We start from the raw sequence: 25,367 nt of genomic DNA on the forward strand, positions 1-25,367 counted from the left end.
CTATATTGGCTAAGGCCGTCTGAAGGGTTTTCAGACGGCCTGTATCAATAAGCTCGTTTCAAAACGAAATTAGTGCAAACCTTGGATGAAGTTGGCTACTGCGTTCAACTCTTCTTCGCTCAGGCGGTTGGCAATATCGGCCATGATGGCGTTTTTGCGTTGGCCGGATTGGTAAGCTTTCATTTGCTCGACAACGTATGCCTTGTGTTGGCCGCCCAGACGAGGATAGGCTTGGATTTCAGTACCGCCGCCAGGGATACCTGCGCCGCTAGGACCGTGGCAAGACATACATGCCGGCAGTTTTTTAGCGCTCAGGCCGCCGCGATAGATTTTCGCGCCCAGCTCTGGGTTTTCTTTAGGATTGGCTTCGCCCGGTTTGCCTTGCTGTTTGGCGTAGTAGGCGGCAGCGTCGCGGATGTCTTGTTCGGACAAGTTCATCACCATCGGTTTCATCACGCCGGCAGCACCGTGGGTACGGGTACCGTCTTTGATGGCCATGGTTTGACCGTAGGTGTAGGCCGCGGCCTGACCTGCCAGTTTAGGATAAGTTGCGATACCGCTGTTACCATCGGCTGCGTGACACGCCGCACAGATAGTAGTCGCTACCTGTTTGCCTTTTTCAGCATCTGCTTTAGGGGCAGCGGAAACCGCACCGGCAGCCAATACCAAGGCCAATAAAGTCAATCGTTTCATGGAGTGCTCCTGATTACAGCATTGCGTACCGCGTCAATGCCTTTTTTATACTCAAATACCGGGGAATTTTCCCGATTAAAACCGATAATTCTATAAACGTGCTATTCTATACCAAGTTTACATTAAATTACTACTCAAATTACCAAACTGCTGCAACATAAATGCCCGATACAAATTATGATGTTGCAGTTTTGTTTCCATGCAAGGAAATACTGATGAACCTTTTTCAAAACGCCAAATTCTTTACAACGGTCAACCATCTGAAAGACCTGCCCGACACGCCGGCCGAGATTGCCTTTGTCGGCCGAAGCAATGCCGGTAAATCCAGCGCCATCAATACTTTAACCAATCATGTGCGCCTTGCCTACGTTTCCAAAACACCGGGCCGCACCCAACACATCAATTTCTTTGAGCTGGAAAACGGCAATTTCATGGTCGACTTGCCCGGCTACGGCTACGCGCAAGTACCGGAGGCCATTCGTGCGCACTGGGTCAAACTCTTGGGCGACTACCTGCAACAACGCCGCCAACTGATCGGCCTGATTTTGATTATGGACTCGCGCCATCCGCTTAAGGCTTTGGACATTCAAATGCTGGACTTTTTCCACATCACTGGTCGCCCTGTGCATATCCTGCTGTCAAAAGCAGACAAGCTGTCTAAAAACGACCAGATTAAAACTTTGGCGGCGGTAAAAAATCACTCAAACCCTACACCGAGCGTCAAAAAATCAGCGTTCAACTGTTCTCCAGCCTGAAAAAACAAGGCATGGACGAAGTCAATCAAGTGGTCGGTTCATGGTTTGACGCGCATCGCGAAGAAATCGAAAATCTTGCAGGCGAAGCATCGCCTGAGTGATTGTAAAACAAGGCGGAATAAGATGAATTGACCAACCGCAAATCTTATTCCGTCATTTGTTTTTCTATAATGCCGTTTTCTATCTCTCTTCCAAAGGGTATGTATGCACATGCCTTTTTTATTGCGCCTTTTATTTTCTTATCGCAAACTCAAAACAACGGAGTGTCAGTAAAAATTCTTAAAAAGCATGGTTTTATTCGACTAAACCTTTTTCAGACGGCCTTTGCACTATCTTCGCCGTCTACCCAACCTGCTTCTTTCAACTTCCGCTGTTGCGCATCATAGCGTGCTTTTTCCACCCAATACATTGTCTGAATACAGGCATCGCCGCACTCGCTGCCGCAACATTCCCACGACTCGGGGCGGACAGGTTCGTCTAACAACGGCTCGCCCAAGATGGCTTCGGCTTTATTCTTCAGGGTCGTATCCATCGGCGATTTCCAAGCGCGCACCGTCAAACTCAATCACTTCGCCGCCGCGTATTTTGGCGGTTTTACGGGTTTCGGTTTCGCCGTTGCGCAACACCAGCCCTTCGGCGATAAACGCTTTTGCCTGTCCGCCGCTTTCGGCAAGACCGGCCAATTTCAATAAGTCGCACAACGCGATGTATTCGTTGTCTTCAAGATAGACAGTTGCTTCCATCATTTAATCCTTTTCAATAATGGCGATATTTTAACATGGCCGTCTGAAAGAAAGCCCACTTCTGTTTTATTTGCTTTATCCAACCTCATTACATTTGGTTTTCAGACGGCCTTTCGCTGCCAACCCTGCTACAATACGCCTTTTATTGTTCACGCCGATTTTGCCATGACCGAGCCGACCTACATCCCCCTGCGCCTGCATACCGAATTCTCGATTACCGACGGTATGGTGCGGATTAAAAAACTGATTGCCAAAGCGCAGGAATACGGTTTGCCTGCTTTGGGCATCAGCGATTTGATGAACGAATTCGGCTTGGTGAAATTCTATAAAGCCTGCCGCGGCGCAGGGATTAAGCCCATCGGCGCGGCGGATGTGTGGATAGGCAATCCGAATGCGCCTGACAAGCCGTTTCGCGCTATGCTGATTATCCGCAACGATGCGGGCTATCTGCGCTTGAGCGAGCTTTTGACGGAGGCCTATGTCGGCAAAGACCGCAATATCCATCACGCGGAACTCAATCCCGAATGGCTGGAAAACGGCGACAACAGCGGCTTGATTTGTTTGAGTGGCGCGCATTACGGCGAAGTGGGCGTGAATCTCTTAAACGGCAATGAAGACGCGGCGCGTGCGGCGGCGTTGAAATATGCGGAGTGGTTTCCCGATGCGTTTTATTTAGAGCTGCAACGCCTGCCCGAACGCCCTGAATGGGAGGCTTGCGTTTCAGGCAGCGTGAAACTGGCGGAAGAATTGGGCTTGCCGGTGGTGGCAACGCATCCGACCCAGTTTATGAGCAGCGATGATTTCAATGCACATGAGGCACGGGTATGTATCGCTGGCGGCTGGGTATTGACGGACAAAAAACGTCCGCGCGATTTTACGCCGAGCCAGTTTTTCATTCCGCCGGAAACCATGGCCGAACGTTTCTCCGATTTACCTGAAGCCTTGGAAAACACGGTAGAAATTGCCAAACGCTGTAATCTGCACATCACATTGGGCAAAAACTTCCTGCCGCTCTTCCCTACCCCGGACGGCCTGTCGCTGGACGATTATTTGGTGAAGCTGTCCAACGAGGGCTTGCAGGAACGTATGGTTCAGCTTTATCCCGACGAGGCGGAGCGTGCGGCAAAAATGCCGGAATATCAGGAACGTTTGGATTTTGAGCTGAACATCATTATCCAGATGAAATTCCCCGGCTATTTCCTTATCGTACAAGACTTTATCAACTGGGCAAAAACACACGGCTGTCCGGTAGGACCGGGCCGTGGTTCGGGTGCAGGCTCATTGGTGGCGTATTCATTGAAGATTACCGACCTCGACCCGCTGAAATACGCGCTGCTGTTCGAACGTTTCTTGAACCCCGAACGCGTCTCCATGCCTGACTTTGACGTTGACTTCTGTCAGGCAAACCGCGGCCGCGTGATTGAATATGTGCGCGAGAAATACGGCGCGGATGCGGTAAGCCAGATTGTTACCTTCGGCACGATGTCGTCCAAAGCGGTGATTCGCGACGTGGGGCGTGTGCTGGAACTGCCGTTTATGCTGTGCGACAAACTGTCCAAGCTGATTCCGTTGGAAGCCAATAAACCCCTGAGTTTGGAAAAAGCCATGGAGACCGAGCCGCAGATTCAGGAATTGATTGAAGCAGAAGAAGCGGACGAACTGATTACGCTGGCGAAAAAGCTGGAAGACTTGACGCGTGGTTTGGGTATGCACGCAGGCGGCGTATTGATTGCGCCGGGCAAGATTTCCGATTACAGCCCCGTGTATCAGGCGGACGAATCCGCCTCGCCCGTATCTATGTACGACAAGGGCGACGTAGAAGACGTGGGTTTGGTGAAGTTCGACTTTTTGGGTCTGCGCAACCTGACCATTATCGAAATGGCGCAGAACAACATCAAAAACACCACCGGCGATATCGTCGATGTTGGCAAGATTCCGCTTGACGACCAAGCCGCCTACCAAATCTTCCGCGATGCGAACACCACCGCCGTCTTCCAGTTCGAGTCGACCGGCATGAAAAAAATGCTGAAAACGGCGCACACCACCAAGTTTGAAGAACTCATCGCCTTCGTATCGCTCTACCGCCCAGGCCCGATGGACAACATCCCCGACTTCGTCGCGCGCATGAAGGGTCAGGAATTCCAATATATTCACCCGCTGCTCGAAGGCATCCTCGCGCCGACCTACGGCATTATGGTGTATCAGGAACAAGTGATGCAGGCGGCGCAGATTATCGGCGGCTACTCGCTCGGCGGCGCGGACTTGCTGCGGCGCGCCATGGGTAAGAAAAAACCCGAAGAAATGGTAAAACACCGCGAAATCTTCGCCGAAGGCGCGGCAAAACAAGGCATTTCGCGCGAAAAATCCGACGAAATCTTCAACTACATGGAAAAATTCGCCGGCTACGGTTTCAACAAATCCCACGCCGCCGCCTACGCCCTGATTTCCTACCAGACCGCATGGCTCAAAGCCCATTATCCCGCCGAATTTATGGCGGCAACCATGTCGTCTGAATTGGACAATACCGACCAGCTCAAGCATTTCTACGACGACTGCCGCGCCAACGGCATCGAGTTCCTGCCGCCCGACATCAACGAATCCGACTACCGCTTCACGCCGTATCCGAACATGAAAATCCGCTACGCACTCGGCGCGATTAAAGGCACGGGCGAAGCCGCCGTCGAATCCATCATCGCCGCGCGGCAAAGCGGCGGCAAGTTTACCGGCCTCTTGGACTTCTGCGAGCGCGTCGGCAAAGAACACATGAACCGCCGCACCCTCGAAGCTCTAATCCGCGGCGGCGCGTTCGACAGCATCGAACCCAACCGCGCCATGCTCTTGGCGAACATCGACCTTGCCATGAACAACGCCGACCAAAAAGCCGCCAACGCCAATCAGGGCGGACTTTTCGACATGATGGAAGACGCCATCGAACCGGTGCAGCTCGTTGACGCGCCCATGTGGAGCGAGTCGGAAAAACTCGCCGAAGAAAAAACCGTCATCGGCTTTTATCTGTCCGGACACCCGTTCGGCCCATATGCCCAAGAAGTCCGCCAAATCGCCCCGACCAAGTTAGGCCGTCTGAAACCGCAAGACAGCGTGCGCCTCGCCGGGTTCGTGACCGCCGTGCGCACCATGATGGGCAAACGCGGCAAAATCGCCTTCGTCAGCCTCGAAGATTTGAGCGGGCAGATTGAAATCATGGTCAGCGGCCACACGCTGGAAAACTGCGCCGACTACCTCAAATCCGACCAAGTGCTGATTATCGAGTCCAAAGTCAGCCGTGACGACTACGGAGGCGGCGACGGGCTGCGCATCATGGCCAACCAAGTCATGACCCTGCAAATGGCGCGCGAACGCTACGCCCGCAGCCTCAGCCTCGCCCTAGCTCCCGGCCACGACATCACGCGCCTTGCCACCATCCTCACCGCCCACCACCTGCCCGACACGTCACACATCCCACTGCAACTGTCGTACAGCAACGGCAAAGCATCAGGCAAATTGAAAATTGCACCCAAATGGATGGTAACGCCAAGCACCGCCTTGTTTGACGAACTGGAAACATTGCTCGGCAGCAGGGCTGTCCGCGTGAATTGGTAAAACTAAAGGCCGTCTGAAACCATACGTTCAGACGGCCTTTAATTTAAAAAGCGCTTTTAAAACATAAGTCGGATAAAGATTTAGGCTTTCAGACGACCTTATTGGATAGAGTGGTTATCTGAAAAGTTTATTGTACAAAGCCTTTGGCCAATAGGGAAAGGTAGCCCACAATAAAGGGGAACGACAATGCCGAAACAATACCCAGCACCCAGTAAATACATTGGTTCAGTACAGTTTTTGAGGTGGTAAGCCGCAACAGTTTGAAATACAGAGAGAACCAGGCGGATGACAAGGCAATAATCAGCAAAAAGCTGACTAGGGAGAAGGAACCGGAGAAAGCGTATCCCAGCATTGTCCCTATCGCGGCATAAAGCATGCCTGCGCCTAGCGCCCATTTCCAGATGGGATAAAGCCTATCGGGGAAATTCAGTGTTCCGGAGGCTTGGAGCCTGCCGAATACCAATACAAATATGATGTCAAACATAATAATGGCTGTTTTAGTGTAGGGTACGACAATATATATGAAAAGGGGGTGAAAATACACCCCCTTTCCCTACAGATGCCCCATATTAAAGGCCGTCTGAAAAACAGTTTTATTTAACGATTTCAACCGGACCGTGGTCGTCGCAGTGGTCGCCGTGTTGGTGATGCAGACGGCCGTTGACGATGTAGTCGACGTGATCGCCGTGCGGTACGGCTTCGTGGCCGCAACCTTCGCCGTGAACGTGGCCGTGGCAGGTGTCAACCGGATGGCAGCCGTCAGGGTTGGTTTCATTGACGTTCAGGGCATGCTCGTCGTAGTGGCCGTTGTGCTCATGGTGCAGGTGGCCGTCGTGCAGATAATCGACGTGGCCTTCGTGTTTGATGGCAGTGTGGCCGCAGTTTGCGCCGTGGACGTGGTCATGATGTTCGTGGGTTTTACAGGTCATTTTTTCTCTCCTAATGTTCAGTGAATAGCAATCTTTCGCGATTGATTTTTTATCTTATCTTTTTTTGATGCAAACGTAAAAAATTTTACAGTTATTAATATATTGTTACGATATATCATCTATTGATATATCAGACTATTTTGTTTTTCAGACGGCCTTTTATTCATCATTCATTTATTTTCAGCGAGAACTTAAAACCCTTCCGATAATTCAAAATATCGAATTTTTCAGCCGTAACGGGTAACATGGAAACAAAGGGATGGGTTCTTCAAACAAACAGGTACTGCAATGGGAAAACAAGCTAGACTTTATATGGTTCGCAGCACGCAAGGTGCGCTTTATGATGTATTTTTTGAACGCGGTGTGGCGGCGTTGGCCTGGCCTATGCTGGCCGAAGCGGCGGCCAAGGGTTTTGGCCGTGAGGAACTGACGGATATTTACCGTTCAGCCGTGCCGGATGTGAAATTGAGAACGGCGCAATCGGGTGCGGCTCAGATGTGGCGGTTTGTCAACGAGTTGGCCGATGGAGATGCCGTATTGACCTACTCGCCTACCCTGCGCCGTTATCGGGTTGGCAGGATTACGGGCGGTGCGGTACATTGTCCGCAATGGGACGATGAAAAAATGTCGCTGGTGCGGCCGGTTGAGTGGCTGGGCGAAGTGTGCCGCGATGATTTGAGCGTGGTAGCGCAACGGGCTTTGGGCAGCGTGGCAACTTTGTTTGCGGTATCGGAAGCGTGTGCGGCAGAAATTTTTGAACGCGTGGGTTTTCAGACGGCCTAAGAAGGGAAAGGAAACAGGATTATGTGGAACACCATGCATGAATGGCTGAACGCTTTGCCTGTCAGTGAAGAAATTATTAAATCGGCGTTGATGTCGATGTTGATGATTGTGGCCGTCATTGCCGGGCGCAGCATTTTGCTCTCGGCGCATTTTCGCAGCCATCCGGATTTGAGCATTGAAAACAAACGCCGCTCGCTGGTGTTCAGCCGCAACGTGACCATGTTGCTGATCCTGCTCGGGCTGGCGATGATTTGGGCGGCGCAGATTCAAACTTTGGCGTTGTCGATGTTTGCGGTAGCCGCAGCGATTGTGGTGGCGACCAAAGAGCTGATTATGTGTTTGTCCGGCAGCATCCTGCGCTCAGTAACCAAACAATATTCCATCGGCGACTACATCGAAATCAACGGCCTGCGCGGACGGGTGGTCGATATCAATATGCTGAACACGCTGATGATGCAAATCGGCCCTAATCCGTTGATCGGCCAACTTTCCGGCAAAACGCTCTCGTTTCCCAACAGCCTGCTTTTGAGCCATACCGTACGCCGCGACAATATTTTGGGCAATTATGTGATTCATACGGTGGAAATCCCCGTGCCGATTCATTTGGATTCGGACGAAATCATAGGCTGTCTGAAAGCCGTTCTTGAGCCGTCGTGCGCAGCCTATGTTCCCGTTATCCAACAATATTTGGAAAACGTTCAAGCGCAAAAACTCTTTATTACCCCCGCCGCCCAGCCGCGCGTGTCCCGCGTGCCGCATGATGACAAGGTGTACCACATCATCGTACGCTTCGCCTCCCCCGTTTCCAAACGGCTGGAAATACAACAGGCCGTCTTAGACGAATTTTTGCGCACGCAATACCGACTGATCAACCAAACAAAATAGTACGGTTTGTTTATTGATACAATCAAATCCCTTACAATAATAAAGTTCACAATCAACAATAAGGAAAAGTCATGTTGCCCGAATCAGCCCTTGCCGAAATGTACCCCGTCATTATGACCCCCAGCCATGACGGCAAATATTTCCACAACTACACCCTCTCGCTTCTGAACATCGTCCACACCAACGCCTCCCTCGGCCTGCCGCTGCAAGTAATGATGCAGCGCGGCGAAAGCCTGATTACGCGCGCGCGCAACAACTGCGTGGCCAGATTTTTGGAAAACAAAGAATGGACGCATTTATTTTGGATTGACTCCGACATCGGCTTCTCTCCCGATTCATTCTACCGCCTGCTCTTGGCCGATAAAGACGTTGTGGCCGGCGTTTATCCGCTCAAACGCGAAAACTGGCCCCAAGCAGGCCTTCCTGCCGGCATGACCCAAGCCGATTTCGAACGTATGTACACTTCTTACACCGTCAACACCAACGACAAAAATGAAAACGGCGAAATCGTCCTGAAAGTCGATGAAGAAGGCTTTATGAAGGTTCATGACGCGCCAACCGGCTTCATGGTCATCAAGCGCAGCGTATTTGAAAAAATGATAGAGGCCTATCCCGAGTTGAACTACGTCTCCGACAGCGACTACAGCCCGGAAAACAAAGGCCTGCACTACCGTTTCTTCGACTGCATGGTCGATCCCGAAAGCAAACGCTACCTGTCCGAAGACTACACCTTCTGCCACCTCTGGCGACAAATCGGCGGCGAAGTGTACGTCGATGTACAATCCAACCTGACCCACCAAGGCGCAAAAGTGTATCACGGCTCGTTTGCCGAATCCTTGCAAACCAATGTTGCCAATGCGGTTTACGCCCCCGAAGGCACCACCATGCGCCTCGAACTGGCCGCCCCGTTGCACGCCAATCCGCGCGGTCCGGAATAAGGCTGACCGACAGGCAGGCAAAACACTTTAATTCTGCCTGTCTGCCACCATATAACGCCTATCGTTTTCTTTTCAGACGGCCCAAAGGCCGTCTGAAACCATCTTATTCAGGAGAAACCATATGAGCGACAACGTCCTGCTCCACTTGGGCGAAGAACCCCATTTCGACCAAATCAAAACCGAAGACATCAAACCCGCCCTGCAAACTGCCATTGCCGAAGCGCGCGAACAAATCGCCGCCATCAAAGCACAAACGCACACCGACTGGGCCAACACTGTCGAAAAACTGACCGACATTACCGAACGCGTCGGCCGCATTTGGAGCGTGGTTTCCCATCTCAACTCCGTGGTCGATACGCCCGAATTGCGTGCCGTATACAACGAATTGATGCCAGAAATCACCATCTTCTTCACCGAAATCGGTCAAGACATCGAGTTGTACAACCGCTTCAAAATCATCAAAAACTCTGCCGAATTCAACACACTCTCCCCGGCGCAGCAAACCAAGCTCAACCACGACTTGCGCGATTTCGTCCTCAGCGGTGCCGAATTACCGCCCGAACAACAGGCAGAATTGGCGCAACTGCAAACCGAAGGTGCGCAACTGGGTGCCAAATTCGCACAAAACATCCAAGACGCGACCGACGCTTTCGGCATTTACTTTGACGATGCCGCGCCACTTGCCGGCATCCCCGAAGACTCCATCGCCATGTTTGCCGCCGCCGCGCAAAGCGAAGGCAAAACAGGCTACAAAATCGGCCTGCAAATTCCGCACTACCTCGCCGTTATCCAATACGCCGACAACCGCGAACTGCGCGAACAAATCTACCGCGCCTACGTTACCCGTGCCAGCGAATTGTCTGACGAAGGCAAATTCGACAACACGGCCAACGTCGAACAAACGCTTGCAAACGCGCTGAAAACCGCCAAACTGCTCGGCTTCAAAAACTACGCCGAGCTGTCGCTGGCAACCAAAATGGCGGATACGCCCGAACAGGTTCTAAACTTCCTGCACGACCTTGCCCGCCGCGCCAAACCGTTTGCCGAAAAAGACTTTGCCGAAATCAAAGCCTTTGCACGGGAAACCCTGAATATCGAAGATCCGCAATCTTGGGATTTGAGCTACGCCGCCGAAAAACTGCGCCAAGCCAAATACGCCTTCAGCGAAACTGAAGTAAAAAAATACTTCCCTATCAGCAAAGTATTGGCAGGCCTGTTTGCCCAAATCAAAAAACTCTACGGCATCGAGCTGGCTGAAAAAACCGTCCCCGTTTGGCACAAAGACGTGCGCTATTTCGAGCTGAAACAAGACGGCCAAACCATCGGCGGCGTTTACATGGACTTGTACGCACGCGAAGGCAAACGTGGCGGCGCATGGATGGACGGCTACAAAAGCCGCCGTCGTTTCGCCGACGGTACGCTGCAACTGCCGACCGCCTACCTCGTCTGCAACTTCACCCCGCCTGTTGGCGACAAAGAAGCGCGTTTGAGCCACGACGAAATCATCACCCTCTTCCACGAAACTGGCCACGGCCTGCACCACTTGTTGACCCAAGTTGACGAAGTGGGCGTATCCGGCATCAACGGCGTCGAATGGGACGCGGTCGAGCTGCCTAGCCAATTCATGGAAAACTTCGTTTGGGAATACGACGTATTGGCGCAAATGTCCTCGCACGAAGAAACCGGCGCGGTATTGCCGAAAGAGCTGTTCGACAAAATGCACGCGGCTAAAAACTTCCAACGCGGTATGTTCCTCGTCCGTCAAATGGAATTTGCCCTCTTCGACATGGAAATCTACCATCAGGAAGATGAAGGCCGTCTGAAAGAATGGCCGCAAATCTTGGACAAAGTGCGTCAAGAAGTCGCCGTGACCCAACCGCCGGCATACAACCGCTTTGCCTTGAGCTTCAGCCACATCTTCGCCGGCGGCTACTCCGCAGGCTATTACAGCTACGCATGGGCGGAAGTTTTGAGTGCAGACGCTTACGCCGCTTTTGAAGAAAGCGACGATGTGGCCGAAACCGGCCGCCGCTTCTGGGAAGAAATACTGGCCGTCGGCGGTTCACGCAGCGCAGCCGAATCCTTCAAAGCCTTCCGCGGCCGTGAACCAAGCCTGGAAGCCCTGCTCCGCCACAGCGGTTTCGACAACGCAGCTTGATTTGAAAATCCGCCGTTTTAATTGCTGATTCAACGCTAAAGGCCGTCTGAAATGTTTCAGACGGCCTTTTTATAATCCATTCAATATGTTCAGCAAAACAAATATAAAACCATTCAGCCGATAAAACCACCCGGCGCAGAACGCCGTAACGGTTGCCAAGCTCAATATTTTCCCAATGCGGACAAGCAGCCCATAAAACAGGGCATGTTCCCATGCCCTATCATTTGAATTTCAGACGACCTTTCGGTTGTCAAAACTTATTAGGAACAATGAGCAAGCACTGTCCCTAACAAGACTTCGAGAAAAATAGAAGTCCGTATTTCAAACTCCTATCTTCCTCCTACCCATCGCTAAAATTAGTTTTTGCCCTTTTTATCGCCGGCATTCAAGCGCATATTGATAAACTCCATCATCAAATCTTTTTTCGTCCAGAAAAAGGTTTTCATTTTTTCCAAAGAATAGATTTTCCGAATCATCGCCGGCAATCCTGCGTGAACGATGGCCGCGACTTCGCCATTGGTTGTTTCATTGTCCATGGCGGCTTTGAGGTTTAGATTGCGCGTATTCAGGTAGTCGCAAAGCGCTTTCCTGACGCTGTTGCTGATTTCAAATTGTTTCATGTTTTCCGTCCATAATGATTTTATAGTTAAATAGCATAGGATTCTAGCAAGTTTTTTGCATTGTGCATATCTCAACTTGCATATTATTTCGGAATTTACAATTTGGCTTTTGGGTAAAATCATGCCTACAACACATTGTTGCGGCGCACCCTGTCGGATTGTTTTGACTATTTTGTTTCGGCTTGGGTCGCATTGCGGATAAAATAACGGTTTTAGGTGTTGAGGCTGTCTGAAATGTATTTGTGGTTTAAGCTGTTACACATATTTTTTGTGATTTCTTGGTTTGCCGGACTGTTTTATCTGCCGCGGATTTATGTGAATCTGGCGCAATTGGAACCCGGCAGCGTGGAATATGTACGGCTGACGGATATGTCGCGGCGGCTGTACCGCTTTATGTCGCCTTTGGGCTGGGGAACGCTGATATTTGGCGCGGCCATCGGATTTATAAACAATTGGTGGGGCAACGGCTGGCTGGCGGTTAAATTATTGTGCGGCCTGCTACTCTTGGCCTACCAGCTTTATTGCGGCCTGCTGCTGCGCCGTTTTCAAAACGGCAGCAATGTGTATTCGCACCGCTGGTATCGGGTATTCAACGAACTTCCCGTTTTGATGATGGTGGCCGCGCTTTATATGGTGGTTTTCAAGCCGTTTTAATCTTCAGACGGCCTGTTTGGTAAATAAGGAAAAAATTCATGACGGTCGAAATCGAACGCCGCTTTTTGCTGGCGGATGACAGTTGGCGCAAAGCGGCAGGTGAGCCGCTGGTGTTGCAACAGGGCTATTTGAGCGTGGAAAAAGAGCGCACCATCCGTGTGCGGATTATCGGTTCGCAAGCATGGCTGACCCTGAAAGGCTATATTTCCGACATGACGCGCAGCGAGTTTGAATACGAAATTCCGTTGGCTCACGCGCAGGCGATGATGGCGGATATGTGCCCGTTTAAAATGGAAAAATACCGCTATCGGGTCGAATTTGAAGGCTTTGTGTATGAAATCGACGAATATTTCGGCGACAATGCGCCATTGATTGTGGCGGAAATCGAATTGCCGTCTGAAGATACTGAGTTCCCCAAACCGTCTTGGCTGGGCAAGGAAATCACGGCAGACGGTAAATTCACCAATGCGTATTTGAGCAAACATCCGTATTCATCTTGGACGGAATAACGAGTACAACCCACATACAAAAAAGGCATGTATCGCACATGCCTTTTTTCTTTTCAGACGGCCTGATTTGCTTTACCGATATTTGTATCAAGCTGCTTTTGACATACTGTTTCAAATATCGGGCAAGCCCGTGTGTTTTATCCGTGGAACCTTACGCCGGACGGCAGGCAACCATGTAGTTGACCTCGGTCGAGTCGCACAAAGAATAACGGCCGCTCAACAAATTGTAGGTCATGCCCTTGCTGCCGACGGTATCCAATCCGGCTTGGCGACACATACGCGCGAGTTCTGCCGGTGTGATGAATTTTTTCCAGTCGTGCGTGCCTTTGGGGACGAATTTCAACAGATATTCTGCGCCGACAATCAGATGCAGATAAGATTTGGGATTGCGGTTGATGGTGGAGAAAAACACCATGCCGTCGGGTTTGACCAGTTTCGCACAGGCTTGAACGATGGCAGACGGATCAGGAACGTGTTCCATCATTTCCATACACGTTACCACGTCAAAGCTGTGCGGCTGCTCGGCGGCTAGGTCTTCGACGCGGATGCAGCGGTAATCGATATTGGCAACGTGTTGAGCGGCCGCATGGGCTGTGGCGGTTTGCAGGGATTTTTCCGCCATATCGATGCCGGTCACGTGTTCTGCGCTGCGTTTGGCCATGCTTTCCGACAAAATACCGCCGCCGCAGCCTACATCCAGCACGCGTTTGCCTGCCAATCCGGCATAGCCGTCGATATAGTCGAGGCGCAAGGGGTTGATGTCATGCAGGGGCTTGAATTCGCCGTTTTTATCCCACCATTTGTCGGCGATTTGGCTGAACTTGGCGATTTCGCCGGCATCTACGTTATCGTGTTGATTGCTCATGGTTTGCTCCTGCATAAAATAATTCGCCTGATTTTAGCCGATTGTGCTTCAAAATAAAATGTTTCAGACGGCCTTTGCCCGTTTATCGGCCCTATTTCAACTTTCATCCGCCTGCCCATAAAAAACGCACCTTGTGGCAAGGTGCGTTTCAATCGGTGCGATTTAGAATTTAGCGCCGGATTCGTTGGCCATGTAGTCAACTGCGGCTTTCACTTCATCGTCGCTTAAGCTGCCGTTGCCGCCTTTGGCAGGCATGGAATTGAAGCCTTCGAGGGCGTGTTTGTGCAAGGTGTCTTTACCTTGTTTAATGCGAGGCGCCCAGTCTTCTTTTTTGCCTACGGCCGGAGCGCCGGGAATCAAGCCGCTGTGGCATGCTTTACAGTTCGCTTCAAAAACAGCTTTGCCGTCCACTTTGGCGGATTCGGCAGGCTTGGCTTCAGCGGCAGGCGCTTCGGCTTTCTCTTCAGGCTTGGCAGCTTCTTCAGGTTTAGCGGCTTCCTCTGCTTTGCTGGCAGCAGCTTCGGCTTTATCGGCAGCTTCTTGAGCAGCAGACACAGCAGCATCGGCAGCAGAAGCAACTTCGTTTTTAACTTCAGATGCAACGGCTTGAGCAGCCTCTTGAGTCTCCTGTTTAGCCTCTTGGGAACAAGCTGTCAAACCAGCCATCATCATTACGGCAATCAGTAATTTGTTCATGTTCTGTCTTTCCTTAGTTTTAGTTTAAATCACTGTTTTATATAAACAGCTTAAAAATTTTAGCATAGAAACTAATACCTTAGACCTAGACTATAATAAATATTGGCATAAATCAGATTTTGTCACAAAAACAGGAAAAACATATTGACACCACCTCTCTACTCGGATAGAAATTCACCCCATTTGTCATGAATCGCGATAACTTTCATTTTATTGTTCAAGCAGTTACTTATTTTATTTTCAAAGTTTCTTTTAGAATTCAACTTTTTACCGATTTCTCCATGAGTAGTTTCAACCTGAAAGCCATCCCCATCCCAAACAGGCCGTCTGAATCCCAATCAGGTTTCAGACGGCCTTTTTGAATCATGTTAATAAACATTTGCCGCTTGGCTATGCAAAAGATACCAGCAGACTTACCTATTTATGTGGTTATTCATATCCCGACTACAATTTAATCCATTGCCGCCATTAGTCTTTTACCATTGTTTCAGCTTCAGCCCACAATCCCCGCTTCTGCTCTGCCGTCAATTTCTTAATCCCAATTTCCCGTTTCAGCGCTTCACTTTTGCTCAGGCCGTCTGAAACAATGCGCATCTCAACAGGCTTGTTCAAACGCGTGTATTTCGCGCCTTTTCCTAACAAATGCGCCGCAAACCGCTCTTGCGGACGGTTGCTGATGCCGCAATAAAACGCGCCGTTTTCGCACAAAATCAGATAAACGATCCAATTTTCCGCGTTCATAAATCCCCTTCCTTGGCAAAACTCTCAGTAAAAATGCGCACGGCAGCCTCAGTTTTGGCAGACTGCACACGATAAGGCGTCACCAAATAAAGGCTGAGCGGCGGCAATGTCCATTCGGGCAAAACCGCTTTCAGACGGCCTTGGGCGATTTTCTCCCTCACTTCGCCGCCCACTTGCAAAGACAAACCGAAACCGCTTTCGGTCAGGCTGCACACGGCGGCAAGATGCGTGCAGGCAATGCTGTCGGCAACGTCGAGGAAATAGCTTTCTTCACCATTTTGCAAGGTGGTGCGGACAGGTAAAAAATGCAGCCAGCGGTGCGCATGAAGCTGAGAGGGATGGGTAATGGGCGGATGCCGGTCGAGATAATCGGGCGCGGCACAAATGATGTACGGCCAGGTAACGAGATGGCGCGCAACCAGATTAGCATCGTCCAAAGCACGGTCGCCGCCGCGTATGGCAATGTCGGTCTGATTGTGTTGCAGGTCGTCCAAAGTATCGCTGAAATTAAGGATAGGGCGGATTTTCGGGAACTCGGTTTGCAATCTTGCAAACGCCGTCTGAAAAGCGCGGGATTCAATAACTGTAGAAGTCAGGGAAATCCGCAATTCGCCGACGGGTTCGGTTTTCAGATTGTCGATAACGGTACGCGTATCGGACAAGGTAGCGGCGAGGCGGCGGCAGTATTCGCCCAAGGCACGGCCGGCATCGGTCGGCGCAAGGCTGCGCGTGCTGCGGTTTAACAGCTTGATGCCGTGCAGGGTTTCGAGGCGGTTGATGTGCTGGCTGATCGCCGACGGGGTCATGCCCAGCACGGCAGCAGCGGCGTTCATGCTGCCGTGTTCGAGGACGGCGGCGAAAACGAGCAGGGGTTTGATGTCTTGCATTTTGACTGATTATGTAGTTTAACTTCACAATCATAACAGCAAAACAGGGATTATCAAGCGTTTCAGACGGCCTTACAATGCACTCATCTAATCAATCACATCCCCACAAGGAGTCAAACATGAAAATCGCAGTTATCGGTGCAACTGGTTATGTCGGCAACGCAGTCGTGCAAGAATTGGCAGGCCGCGGTCATGAAGTAACCGCTTTCGCCCGCAATACAGACAAAGTGTTCCAAGCGCAAAATGTTACCGCAGTCTCCGCAGATGTCAATGCAGCCGATTTTGCCGACAAACTGGCCGGTTTTGATGCCGTGGTCAGCGCCTTCAACCCGGGCTGGACCAATCCCAACATCGGCGCGGATTTCACACGCGGCGCAAACAGCATCGTCGAAGCGGCAAAAGCAGCACAGGTGCCTTATTTGTTGGTCGTCGGCGGCGCGGGCAGCCTGTATGTGGCACCCGGTTTGCAAGTTATCGATACGCCCGACTTCCCGAAAGAAATTTTCGACGGCGCCAATGCCGCACGCCATTTCTTGGCAGAACTCCTGCCGCGCCGCGACGTGAACTGGTCTTTCGTTTCCCCTCCGGCACGACTGGGCGCAGACGGCGGTTTCAGCGAAGACAAAACCGGCAAATACCACTTGGGCAAAGACGATTTGCTGATGGACGGTGAAATTCCGGCAGGCATCAGCGTGGCCGATTTGGCAGTCGCCATCGCCGACGATGCGGAAAACAAAGCGCATTTGTTTGAACGTTTTACCGTCGCCGCTGTTTAATCATCTTAATTTAAAGGCCGTCTGAAACTAAAAGTTTCAGACGGCCTTTGCATGCGCTCATCTCATCAATCGAATCTCAACAAGAAGTCACACATGAAAATCGCAGTGATTGGTGCAACAGCTTATGTCGGCAACGCAAGTAAAGTTTTCCAAGTGCAAAATATTGTCGTCGTCTCCACATACGAATAAAATCTGTCGGCAATTTATATCAAAATTACAAAAATATTTTGAACAAAGTGAAGGAACTGTACCAGAGTAGTACGGAGCCCATCCTGAAAAGATGTAGATCATAAATTGCATATTGTGAGCAACAATCCGCTCCGCTACCGATCTTTTCTCACGCAAGCGCTGATGGTTAAGATGATCTGAAAGCATCTCTCTAATTTTTCAGACGGCCTCAATTTTCCCTGTACTCTATTTCAAGGAGTTTTCATGACACCTCAAACTGTCTTAGATTTCTGGTTTACCGAAGAAAACCACCCTTTCCAATTTGCCCGCAACGATGGATTCGATGCCCAAATTCGCGCTCAATTTTTCGATATCTGGCAGCAGGCAGCTCGCGGCGAACTTTCACACTGGCGCGATACCCTGCAAGGCAGGCTCGCCGAAATCATTATTCTTGACCAATTCTCGCGCAATCTGTTCCGCGACAGCCCTCAAGCGTTTGCCCAAGATACTGCTGCACTCATTCTTGCCCAAGAAGCCGTTCGCCGACCTGGCTTCGCCGATCTCCTCCCGCATGAACGCCATTTCATGCTGATGCCGTTGATGCACAGCGAAAGCCAAGTTATCCATGAACAAGCCGTACCGCTGTTTGAACGCTATACCAATGAAAACGCATTGGCCTTTGAAATCAAACACAAAGTCATCATCGACCGCTTCGGACGCTATCCGCACCGTAACGCCGTATTGGGGCGTAAAACCACGGAAGAAGAAGCAGAATTTCTGAAGCAGGAAGGTTCATCATTTTAATTCCATCAAAGTCAAAGGCCGTCTGAAACCGAAATCAAGGTTTTCAGACGGCCTGCATCATCGTGAAATCACTATATAATACCGTCCATTAAGTTCCCGATACGAGCCAGCCATGTCCGCATCCCAACCCACCATCGCCGCTATCGCCACCGCCCCCGGACGCGGCGGCGTCGGCGTTATCCGCCTTTCCGGCAAAAACCTGCTGCCTTTGGCGCAAACCCTCAGCGGCGGCAAAACGCCCAAACCGCGCACCGCGCTTTACACCGACTTTCTCGGCGGCGACGGGCAGCCGATAGACAACGGCATCCTGCTCTACTTCGCCGCACCCGCCAGCTTTACCGGCGAAGACGTGATTGAATTGCAGGGGCACGGCGGTCCTGTGGTAATGGACATGCTGCTTTCGCGCTGCCTCGAACTGGGCGCGCGCATGGCGGAGCCGGGCGAATTTACCAAACGCGCCTTCCTCAACAACAAACTCGACCTTGCCCAAGCCGAAAGCGTCGCCGACCTCATCGACGCCTCCAGCAAATCCGCCGCACGCATGGCGTTGCGTTCGCTCAAAGGCGCGTTCTCCCAACACATACACGAGTTGGTGGACGACCTTATTACCCTGCGGATGTTGGTCGAAGCCACGCTGGACTTCCCCGAAGAAGACATCGACTTTCTCGAAGCCGCCGACGCGCGCGGCAAGCTCCAAGCCCTGCAAGGTCGTCTGAAAACCGTGCTCGCCAGCGCGGAACAAGGCGCGATTTTGCGCGAAGGCATGAACGTCGTCCTCGTCGGCGCGCCCAACGTCGGCAAATCCAGCCTGCTCAACGCCTTGGCGGGCGACGACATCGCCATCGTAACCGACATCGCCGGCACCACCCGCGACACCGTGCGCGAACAAATCACCCTCGACGGCGTACCCGTCCACATCATCGACACCGCCGGTCTGCGCGAAACCGACGACGTGGTCGAACAAATCGGCATTGAGCGCAGCCGCAAAGCCGTCTCCGAAGCCGATGTCGCCCTGATTCTGATTGACCCGCGCGAAGGCGTGAACGCCAAAACCCAAGCCATTTTGAACAGCCTGCCCGCAGGTTTGAAAAAAATCGAAATCCACAACAAAGCCGACCTGACTGGCGAACCCGTCGCCGTCCGTTCAGACAGCCTCGCGCAAACCGGCGCAGACACCGTCATCAGCCTGTCCGCCAAAACCGGCACAGGTCTCGATTTGCTCAAACACGCGCTGTTGCAGGAAGTCGGCTGGCAGGGCGAAAGCGAAAGCCTGTTCCTCGCCCGCAGCCGCCACCTCAACGCCTTGCACGAAGCCGAAGCTGAGCTGGAAAACTCCGCCCTCTGCGACAACAACCAAATCGAGCTTTTCGCCGAACACCTGCGCCTCGCCCAAAACGCGTGCAGCGAAATCACCGGCGAATTCACCGCCGACGATTTGCTGGGCGTGATTTTCTCGCGCTTCTGTATCGGCAAATAAAACGGTTTGCCATCAAATACAAAGGCCGTCTGAATGTTCAGACGGCCTTTTTTATCACCAAAACAAGCTTAATTTCACTTGCGTTTATTTATTGGCAGCTTCTGCCATATTTTTTGCGATTTTGGTTGCGCCAACTGTCAAACCGGACATGCCGATCAAAGAAGCTGCAGCCAATTTGATTAATGTTTTCATTTTAACTCTTTTCTGTGTATTTAAGGGTGTGTTGTGTATTTTTTTATTTATCGGCATCAGCCATATTGTGGGCGATATTGGTTGCACCGACGGTCAGGCCGGACATACCGATTAAAGAGGCGGCTGCCAGTTTGATTAAAGTTTTCATTGTTTGTCTCACTTTCTTGTCTGTCGGCCGAAAAACGGCCTAAGTTGCGTTTTCTGAAGTATTGTAATTAATTCGTTTATGATTGAATTATTTGTGTACTACCGTTTCGATATTGTAGGCGACGCCGAGGGCGGAGGCCGGTATCCCGACATGCCGATTAAAGAAGCGGTGGCAAGCGTTATTAAATATCCCATTTTAAGTAGTCCTTTTTCATAGATACAAAATGTTATTTAACAACATACACATTTTTTCGCCGGCATCTGCGCTGCCGACAGGACGAATCATACCGTGTTAATCGTTAATTAATACAACTTTTCCGTAAAGATAAAATACTAAAAATATACATAATGAAGATTTTAGTTAATTTATATTTTGTTTTGAAAATGACACCGATGTCTTTCTCAATGACACCGATGTCTTAATTACATACACACTACAAACGTATCTTTCTGCGCCCATAAAATCCCTCCTTTTTTGTTGCAAAATTGCACTCTAAATTAAATATATTTTTAAATTCAAAATGTTACAAATTTATTTTTTTCACAACCTAAATATTCAATTAGTCAAAACCAATACCTTTGATAGCTTCTTTTAAAGAACACACACGTTTCTAGCGCATATCCGACCATAAAATGCGCTGCAAATATATGATATAGTGAAACATTCTGCGTATTGACTATTTCCAGCATGAACAACACCCTAATCCTAACCGGCGCGGCTGCATTTTTTATCGGCGCGCTGTTTGCTTGGCTGATAACACGCTACCAAGCCCAAAGCCGACACTTTATTGTTTTGCAAGAATTGGCCGAAAGCCGCCGCCTGCATGAGTTTGCCGAGCAGGTACAAGCTCAGACTGCGGCAGACTTGGCGCAAAGCCGCCATACCGTGCAGGAATTACAAGACGAATTGCAGGAGACGGGCAACCGCTTTGCCGCAGCCGAAAAACAAATTGCCTATCTGCAAGATTGCGAGGCCGAAGCCAAAGCTTTCAAACACGAATGTGCAAAATGGCAGCAAAGCACGCAAAACCTGCAAATCAACAATGAGCGCCTAAACACTCAGCTGGTTCAAGAGCAGGCATTGAGTGCGGATAAAAATACGCTTTTGCAACAACAAGAAGCAGAAAAAGGCCGTCTGAAACAAGAATACGACACGCTGTTAGAGCAAAACCATGCGCTGCAAGTCCAAAATGAACGCCTCTCCACACAACTGATCCAAGAAAAAGCCAATATCGACGACAAAAACAGCCTTTTACAGCAACAGGAAGCCGAAAAAGGCCGTCTGAAACAAGAATACGCCGCCCTTTTGGAGCAAAACCACGCGCTTCAAGTCCAAAATGAGCGCCTCAACACCCAATCGGAAAAAGACCGTCAGGCTACCGAAGAAAAACTGACCCTGCTGGCAGATGCGCGTAAAAACCTGAGCGACCAGTTCCAAAACCTCGCCAACACTATTCTAGAAGAGAAAAGCCGCCGCTTTACCGAACAAAACCACGACCATCTCCAACAACTGCTCAATCCGCTCAACGAGCGCATACACGGCTTCAGCGAGCTGGTTCAGCAAACTTATGAAAAAGAAGCCAAAGAACGCCTGACCATCGAAAACGAGCTCAAACGCCTGCAAACACTCAACACCCAGCTCCACCACGATGCCAAAGCGCTGACCACCGCGCTGACCGGCACGCAAAACAAAACCCAAGGCAACTGGGGCGAGATGATTTTGGAAAGCGTATTGGAAAATTCCGGCCTGCAAAAAGGCCGCGAATACATCGTCCAAGCTTCCAGCGTCCGCCACGAAGCAGACGGCACCCAACGCCGCCTCCAGCCCGACGTCCTCATCAATCTGCCCGACAACAAACAAATCGTCATCGACTCCAAAGTATCGCTGACCGCCTACGTCCGCTATACGCAAAGCACCGGCGCAGAAGCAGAACGCGAGCTTGCCAACCACGTCGCCAGCATCCGCGCCCACATCAAAAGCTTGGCAGCGAAGGATTACACCGACCTTGAGGGCGTCAAAACGCTGGACTTCGTCTTTATGTTCGTCCCTGTCGAACCGGCCTACCTCCTCGCCCTGCAACATGATCCAAACCTCTTCCAAGAGTGTTTCGACAAACGCATCATGCTGACCGGCCCCAGCACCCTGCTCGCTACCCTGCGCACCGTTGCCAACATCTGGCGCAACGAGCAGCAAAACCAAAACGCGCTGGCGATTGCCGAGGCAGGCAGCAAACTCTATGACAAATTTGTCGGCTTTGTCGAAAGCATGGACGGCATCAATAAAGCGCTTGGTCAGGCTCAATCCCAATTTCAGACGGCCTATGGCCGCTTGGTTTCCGGCAGGGGCAATCTCATCAGCAGCACCGAAAAACTGCGCAAATTGGGCATCAAAGCCGGCAAACAGCTGCAACGCGATTTATTAGAAAAAGCCATGTCGGAAAACGAAGACCACGCCACCTTGCCGACCGCGCAAGACCAAGAAAATGACTGATAAAACTTAAGACATTGCAAATAAAGGGAATTTAACCAATGAGCAACATCACCATCGTCCTTGCCGCCGATACCGGCTATGCCGAGCAAGTTCATACCCTGATGAAATCCATCTGTACTCACAACACAAATGTCAATTTCTACCTCATGCACAATACCTTCAGGCGGGAATGGATCGACTATACCAACCAAAAGCTCGCAGCCAGCGGCAGCCGTCTGAATGATGTCAAAATCGAAGTCGACTTCAGCCAATATCGCCGCCTGCCCCATATTTCGGATGCCGCATTTTTCCGTCTGATGATGCAGCACCTGCCTGTCGATCGCGCCCTTTATCTCGACAGCGATATGGTGATTACCCAATCCCTACACGATTTATTCAACCTCGATATGCGCGGCTATCCCGTTGCAGCGGTACAAGACTCCTTTCTTGCCCGTACCGAATGGAATCACCCAACCGGCCTGCACACTACGCCCTATTTCAATTCCGGTATGTTGTTGGTCGACCTGGCGCAATGGCGGGAACACAATATCGCGGCGCAACTGCTGCAAACTGCTGCCACCATTGACAAATCCGTTCCCTACGGCGACCAATGCTTTCTAAACACCGTATTTCAAAAAAATTGGCTGCAATTGGAAGAATCTTGGAATTTCCAAACCGGCGCAGTCCAATATTTCCAAAAACGAAATCTCAGCGAAGTATTCCCCAAACCCGACACTGTTCCGCCCGTTATCCACTACACCACACGCGCCAAACCGTGGTTGTGCGATTACGGCGAGATTCCTTTTATCGAAGTCTATTGGCAATACTATTGCGCCGACTGGCCGAAAGCGTAATTTCAGGCAAAGAACCCCTCTCCTTCGATTATCTTAAACAACCCGTCATCAAAAACAAAAGGCCGTCTAAAATCTTTTCAGACGGCCTTTAAGCCATAAAAAACAGGCAGAACATTCTGCCTGTTTTGTGTTCAAACCCGACCGTAAAGCAGGCTTTGCCCTACCCTCAGTCGGCGTTATCGTTATCCGATTAGATACCGCGCAACAATTCGTTCACGCTGGTTTTCGCACGGGTTTGCGCATCCACGCGTTTGACGATAACCGCACAGTAGAGGCTGTGGCTGCCGTCTTTGGAAGGCATGCTGCCGGATACGACAACCGAACCAGCCGGTACGCGGCCTTGATAGATTTCGCCGGTCGTACGGTCAAGGATTTTGGTGGATTGACCGATGAATACGCCCATAGAAATCACGCTGCCTTCTTCGACAATCACGCCTTCGACGATTTCAGAACGCGCACCGATGAAGCAGTTGTCTTCAATAATGGTCGGGCTGGCTTGCAGAGGCTCGAGTACGCCGCCGATGCCGACGCCGCCGCTCAAGTGCACGTTTTTACCGATTTGCGCGCAAGAGCCGACAGTCGCCCAAGTATCGACCATCGCACCTTCGTCAACGTATGCGCCGATATTGACATAAGAAGGCATCAACACGACATTTTTCGCCACAAAGCTGCCGCGGCGGGCAACGGCACCCGGAACTGCGCGGAAACCTGCGTTGCGGAATTCGTCTTCCGACCAGTCGGCAAATTTAGTCGGCACTTTGTCGAAGTATTTGTTCACGCCGTCGTTGAGGATTTCATTGTCCTGAATGCGGAAAGACAGCAATACGGCTTTTTTCGCCCATTCGTTGACTTTCCATTCGCCCACGCCCAAGCGTTCGGCAACGCGCAGTTTGCCGGAGTCGAGTTGATGAATGGTTTCCAAAACCGCTTCACGCACTTCCGGGGTAACGGTATTCGGATTGATTTCGGCACGGTTTTCAAAAGCCGTTTCAATGATGTTTTGCAAAGACATGTTGATTCCTTCAAGAGATCAGGGCCGTCTGAAACCTATTCAGGCCACCCTATTACAAATTTTTAACTCGTTATTTTGCCATGTAAAAGCGATTTCGTCAGCTATTAACATGATGAGCGCCGCGCGTTACACGGTCGGATTTCGGCTAAGCCAAGATTTTCAGACGGCCTGTTCAAGTGAATGGAATAGCATTTATTTTCTAACTGATTTTCCAGCTACGATATGCAAGCTGTCGATTCTGCCGACACACGCCGTGCCGATAAATCAATTACCGCCAATCTTTTGCAACAGATTTTCAGCCACCGTGCCGCATTCGATATTCCGCTTTAACGGTTTCGCGTTCCAATCTTTCAAGGCCGTCTGAAAGTCGGCAAAATCCATCAATCGCGAACCGAAACGGCGCATATGTTCCGTATCCTGCTGACAGTCTATCAGCGCAACGCCCAAATCCGCCAAAAATGGGACGGCGCAGGCAAACGCAATCTTTGACGCATCGGGACGCAAGGCAAACATCGACTCGCCATAAAACACGCAGCCGATTTGCACGCCGTAAAACCCGCCCGCCAACTGCATTTCGCCTCGCTCATCCGGCAGCCAGCATTCAAACGAATGTGCATGCCCCTGATGGTGCAGCTTCAAATAGGCCGTCTGAAACGCAGGTTCTATCCACGTTCCATCCTGTTCCGGACGCGGCACATTGGCGCAATGGGCAATTACTTTTTCAAAACAGCGGTTGACCGTTACCCGATACGGCTTGTGGCGCAAAGTTTTGGCGATCGATCGGCCGATATGCAGGTTTTCCGGCACAATCACGGCTCGCGGCGCAACCGCATACCAGAAAAACCAACCGTCGCGGCTAAACCACGGAAAAATCCCCTGCCGATACGCCGACAACAGCCGCCCCGTATCCAAATCGCCACTGACGCCGACCAAGCCGTCGCATTCATCTAATGCGTAAGACGGGTCGGGGAAACGATAATCCCGTGGAACAAGAAAAGGAATCTTCATCGT

Annotated in this window: 24 protein-coding genes and 1 pseudogene; 13 read left to right on the forward strand and 12 right to left on the reverse strand. The window is 50.9% G+C overall.

What is annotated here, in order from left to right:
* Nucleotides 1-69: 69 nt before the first annotated feature.
* Nucleotides 70-693, reverse strand: coding sequence for a c-type cytochrome (locus TW89_RS00845; protein ID WP_003684518.1), 624 nt, complete (start codon nucleotides 691-693; stop codon nucleotides 70-72).
* A gap of 215 nt (nucleotides 694-908) precedes the next feature.
* Between TW89_RS00845 and yihA the strand changes: the two are divergent.
* Nucleotides 909-1,549, forward strand: a pseudogene (yihA, locus tag TW89_RS00850) (ribosome biogenesis GTP-binding protein YihA/YsxC).
* Nucleotides 1,550-1,761: 212 nt separating this feature from the next.
* Here the strand turns inward: yihA and TW89_RS00855 are convergent.
* Together TW89_RS00855 and TW89_RS00860 are read right to left on the reverse strand one after the other, a co-directional pair.
* The gene (locus tag TW89_RS00855) at nucleotides 1,762-1,980 is read right to left on the reverse strand and encodes a hypothetical protein (protein ID WP_128580240.1); all 219 of its coding nucleotides are present in this window, start codon (nucleotides 1,978-1,980) and stop codon (nucleotides 1,762-1,764) included.
* Nucleotides 1,958-2,191 (reverse strand): RNA-binding S4 domain-containing protein, encoded by a 234-nt coding sequence (locus tag TW89_RS00860; protein ID WP_002221492.1) that lies wholly within the window; start codon nucleotides 2,189-2,191, stop codon nucleotides 1,958-1,960. Before TW89_RS00860 ends, TW89_RS00855 begins: the two co-directional genes overlap by 23 nt.
* A 165-nt stretch (nucleotides 2,192-2,356) precedes the next feature.
* On the opposite strand from TW89_RS00860, the gene dnaE reads away from it, so the two are divergent.
* Nucleotides 2,357-5,791 (forward strand): DNA polymerase III subunit alpha, encoded by a 3,435-nt coding sequence (dnaE, locus tag TW89_RS00865; protein ID WP_128580241.1) that lies wholly within the window; start codon nucleotides 2,357-2,359, stop codon nucleotides 5,789-5,791.
* 127 nt (nucleotides 5,792-5,918) lie between these two features.
* Here dnaE and TW89_RS00870 read toward each other — a convergent pair whose 3' ends face one another.
* Both TW89_RS00870 and TW89_RS00875 read right to left on the reverse strand, forming a co-directional pair.
* The gene (locus tag TW89_RS00870) at nucleotides 5,919-6,275 is read right to left on the reverse strand and encodes a hypothetical protein (protein WP_128580242.1); all 357 of its coding nucleotides are present in this window, start codon (nucleotides 6,273-6,275) and stop codon (nucleotides 5,919-5,921) included.
* 109 nt (nucleotides 6,276-6,384) lie between these two features.
* Nucleotides 6,385-6,720, reverse strand: coding sequence for a hypothetical protein (locus TW89_RS00875; protein ID WP_128580243.1), 336 nt, complete (start codon nucleotides 6,718-6,720; stop codon nucleotides 6,385-6,387).
* Between the two features lie 288 nt (nucleotides 6,721-7,008).
* On the opposite strand from TW89_RS00875, the gene TW89_RS00880 reads away from it, so the two are divergent.
* The 4 genes from TW89_RS00880 to TW89_RS00895 all read left to right on the forward strand — a co-directional run bounded on the left by TW89_RS00880 (nucleotide 7,009) and on the right by TW89_RS00895 (nucleotide 11,484).
* Nucleotides 7,009-7,503, forward strand: a complete 495-nt coding sequence (locus TW89_RS00880) for a restriction endonuclease (protein WP_107724011.1) — start codon at nucleotides 7,009-7,011, stop codon at nucleotides 7,501-7,503.
* A 21-nt stretch (nucleotides 7,504-7,524) separates the two neighbouring features.
* Nucleotides 7,525-8,388: a mechanosensitive ion channel family protein gene (locus tag TW89_RS00885; protein ID WP_107724010.1), complete on the forward strand. Its 864-nt coding sequence runs from the start codon at nucleotides 7,525-7,527 to the stop codon at nucleotides 8,386-8,388.
* A gap of 71 nt (nucleotides 8,389-8,459) precedes the next feature.
* Nucleotides 8,460-9,326, forward strand: a complete 867-nt coding sequence (locus TW89_RS00890; protein WP_128580244.1) for a hypothetical protein — start codon at nucleotides 8,460-8,462, stop codon at nucleotides 9,324-9,326.
* Nucleotides 9,327-9,447: 121 nt separating this feature from the next.
* Nucleotides 9,448-11,484 (forward strand): M3 family metallopeptidase, encoded by a 2,037-nt coding sequence (locus TW89_RS00895; RefSeq protein ID WP_128580245.1) that lies wholly within the window; start codon nucleotides 9,448-9,450, stop codon nucleotides 11,482-11,484.
* A gap of 356 nt (nucleotides 11,485-11,840) precedes the next feature.
* Here the strand turns inward: TW89_RS00895 and TW89_RS00900 are convergent, their stop codons facing one another.
* On the reverse strand, nucleotides 11,841-12,104 hold the full coding sequence (locus tag TW89_RS00900; protein WP_128580246.1) for a hypothetical protein: 264 nt from the start codon (nucleotides 12,102-12,104) through the stop codon (nucleotides 11,841-11,843).
* Nucleotides 12,105-12,338: 234 nt separating this feature from the next.
* Here TW89_RS00900 and TW89_RS00905 point away from each other — a divergent pair, with 234 nt between their 5' ends.
* Together TW89_RS00905 and TW89_RS00910 are read left to right on the forward strand one after the other, a co-directional pair.
* On the forward strand, nucleotides 12,339-12,758 hold the full coding sequence (locus tag TW89_RS00905) for a CopD family protein (protein WP_128580247.1): 420 nt from the start codon (nucleotides 12,339-12,341) through the stop codon (nucleotides 12,756-12,758).
* A gap of 38 nt (nucleotides 12,759-12,796) precedes the next feature.
* Nucleotides 12,797-13,267, forward strand: a complete 471-nt coding sequence (locus TW89_RS00910; RefSeq protein ID WP_128580248.1) for a CYTH domain-containing protein — start codon at nucleotides 12,797-12,799, stop codon at nucleotides 13,265-13,267.
* Nucleotides 13,268-13,418: 151 nt separating this feature from the next.
* On the opposite strand, the gene ubiG is transcribed toward TW89_RS00910, so the two are convergent.
* From ubiG to TW89_RS00930, 4 genes are all read right to left on the reverse strand, one after another.
* Nucleotides 13,419-14,132 carry a bifunctional 2-polyprenyl-6-hydroxyphenol methylase/3-demethylubiquinol 3-O-methyltransferase UbiG gene (gene ubiG, locus TW89_RS00915; RefSeq protein ID WP_225522167.1) on the reverse strand — a complete coding sequence of 238 codons (714 nt, stop codon included), beginning with the start codon at nucleotides 14,130-14,132 and terminating at the stop codon, nucleotides 13,419-13,421.
* A 162-nt stretch (nucleotides 14,133-14,294) separates the two neighbouring features.
* Nucleotides 14,295-14,828, reverse strand: a complete 534-nt coding sequence (locus TW89_RS00920) for a c-type cytochrome (protein WP_128580250.1) — start codon at nucleotides 14,826-14,828, stop codon at nucleotides 14,295-14,297.
* 468 nt (nucleotides 14,829-15,296) lie between these two features.
* A complete protein-coding gene (locus TW89_RS00925) occupies nucleotides 15,297-15,569 on the reverse strand; it encodes a GIY-YIG nuclease family protein (RefSeq protein WP_128580251.1) in 273 nt (90 codons plus the stop codon).
* Complete coding sequence (locus TW89_RS00930) at nucleotides 15,566-16,456, reverse strand: LysR family transcriptional regulator (RefSeq protein WP_070584648.1); 891 nt, start codon at nucleotides 16,454-16,456, stop codon at nucleotides 15,566-15,568. The genes TW89_RS00925 and TW89_RS00930 overlap by 4 nt, the downstream gene beginning before the upstream one ends.
* Nucleotides 16,457-16,575: 119 nt before the next feature.
* On the opposite strand from TW89_RS00930, the gene TW89_RS00935 reads away from it, so the two are divergent.
* The 5 genes from TW89_RS00935 (at nucleotide 16,576) to TW89_RS00955 (ending at nucleotide 23,344) form a co-directional block, all read left to right on the forward strand.
* Nucleotides 16,576-17,232, forward strand: coding sequence for an NAD(P)-dependent oxidoreductase (locus TW89_RS00935; RefSeq protein WP_128580252.1), 657 nt, complete (start codon nucleotides 16,576-16,578; stop codon nucleotides 17,230-17,232).
* Between the two features lie 432 nt (nucleotides 17,233-17,664).
* On the forward strand, nucleotides 17,665-18,204 hold the full coding sequence (locus TW89_RS00940) for a DUF924 family protein (RefSeq protein WP_070584642.1): 540 nt from the start codon (nucleotides 17,665-17,667) through the stop codon (nucleotides 18,202-18,204).
* 112 nt (nucleotides 18,205-18,316) lie between these two features.
* Nucleotides 18,317-19,681: a tRNA uridine-5-carboxymethylaminomethyl(34) synthesis GTPase MnmE gene (gene mnmE, locus TW89_RS00945; RefSeq protein WP_128580253.1), complete on the forward strand. Its 1,365-nt coding sequence runs from the start codon at nucleotides 18,317-18,319 to the stop codon at nucleotides 19,679-19,681.
* A 1,027-nt stretch (nucleotides 19,682-20,708) separates the two neighbouring features.
* Nucleotides 20,709-22,511, forward strand: a complete 1,803-nt coding sequence (rmuC, locus tag TW89_RS00950) for a DNA recombination protein RmuC (protein WP_128580254.1) — start codon at nucleotides 20,709-20,711, stop codon at nucleotides 22,509-22,511.
* Nucleotides 22,512-22,549: 38 nt separating this feature from the next.
* The gene (locus TW89_RS00955) at nucleotides 22,550-23,344 is read left to right on the forward strand and encodes a glycosyltransferase family 8 protein (protein WP_128580255.1); all 795 of its coding nucleotides are present in this window, start codon (nucleotides 22,550-22,552) and stop codon (nucleotides 23,342-23,344) included.
* A gap of 190 nt (nucleotides 23,345-23,534) precedes the next feature.
* Here the strand turns inward: TW89_RS00955 and dapD are convergent, their stop codons facing one another.
* Nucleotides 23,535-24,356 (reverse strand): 2,3,4,5-tetrahydropyridine-2,6-dicarboxylate N-succinyltransferase, encoded by an 822-nt coding sequence (dapD, locus tag TW89_RS00960; protein ID WP_128580256.1) that lies wholly within the window; start codon nucleotides 24,354-24,356, stop codon nucleotides 23,535-23,537.
* A 264-nt stretch (nucleotides 24,357-24,620) separates the two neighbouring features.
* Entirely contained in the window at nucleotides 24,621-25,364 is a 744-nt protein-coding gene (gene aat / locus TW89_RS00965) for a leucyl/phenylalanyl-tRNA--protein transferase (protein ID WP_128580257.1), read from the reverse strand.
* Between the last annotated feature and the right edge of the window lie 3 nt (nucleotides 25,365-25,367).

Origin of the sequence: Neisseria flavescens (assembly GCF_001618065.1) — a bacterium.
GTDB classification, from domain to species: domain Bacteria; phylum Pseudomonadota; class Gammaproteobacteria; order Burkholderiales; family Neisseriaceae; genus Neisseria; species Neisseria flavescens_A.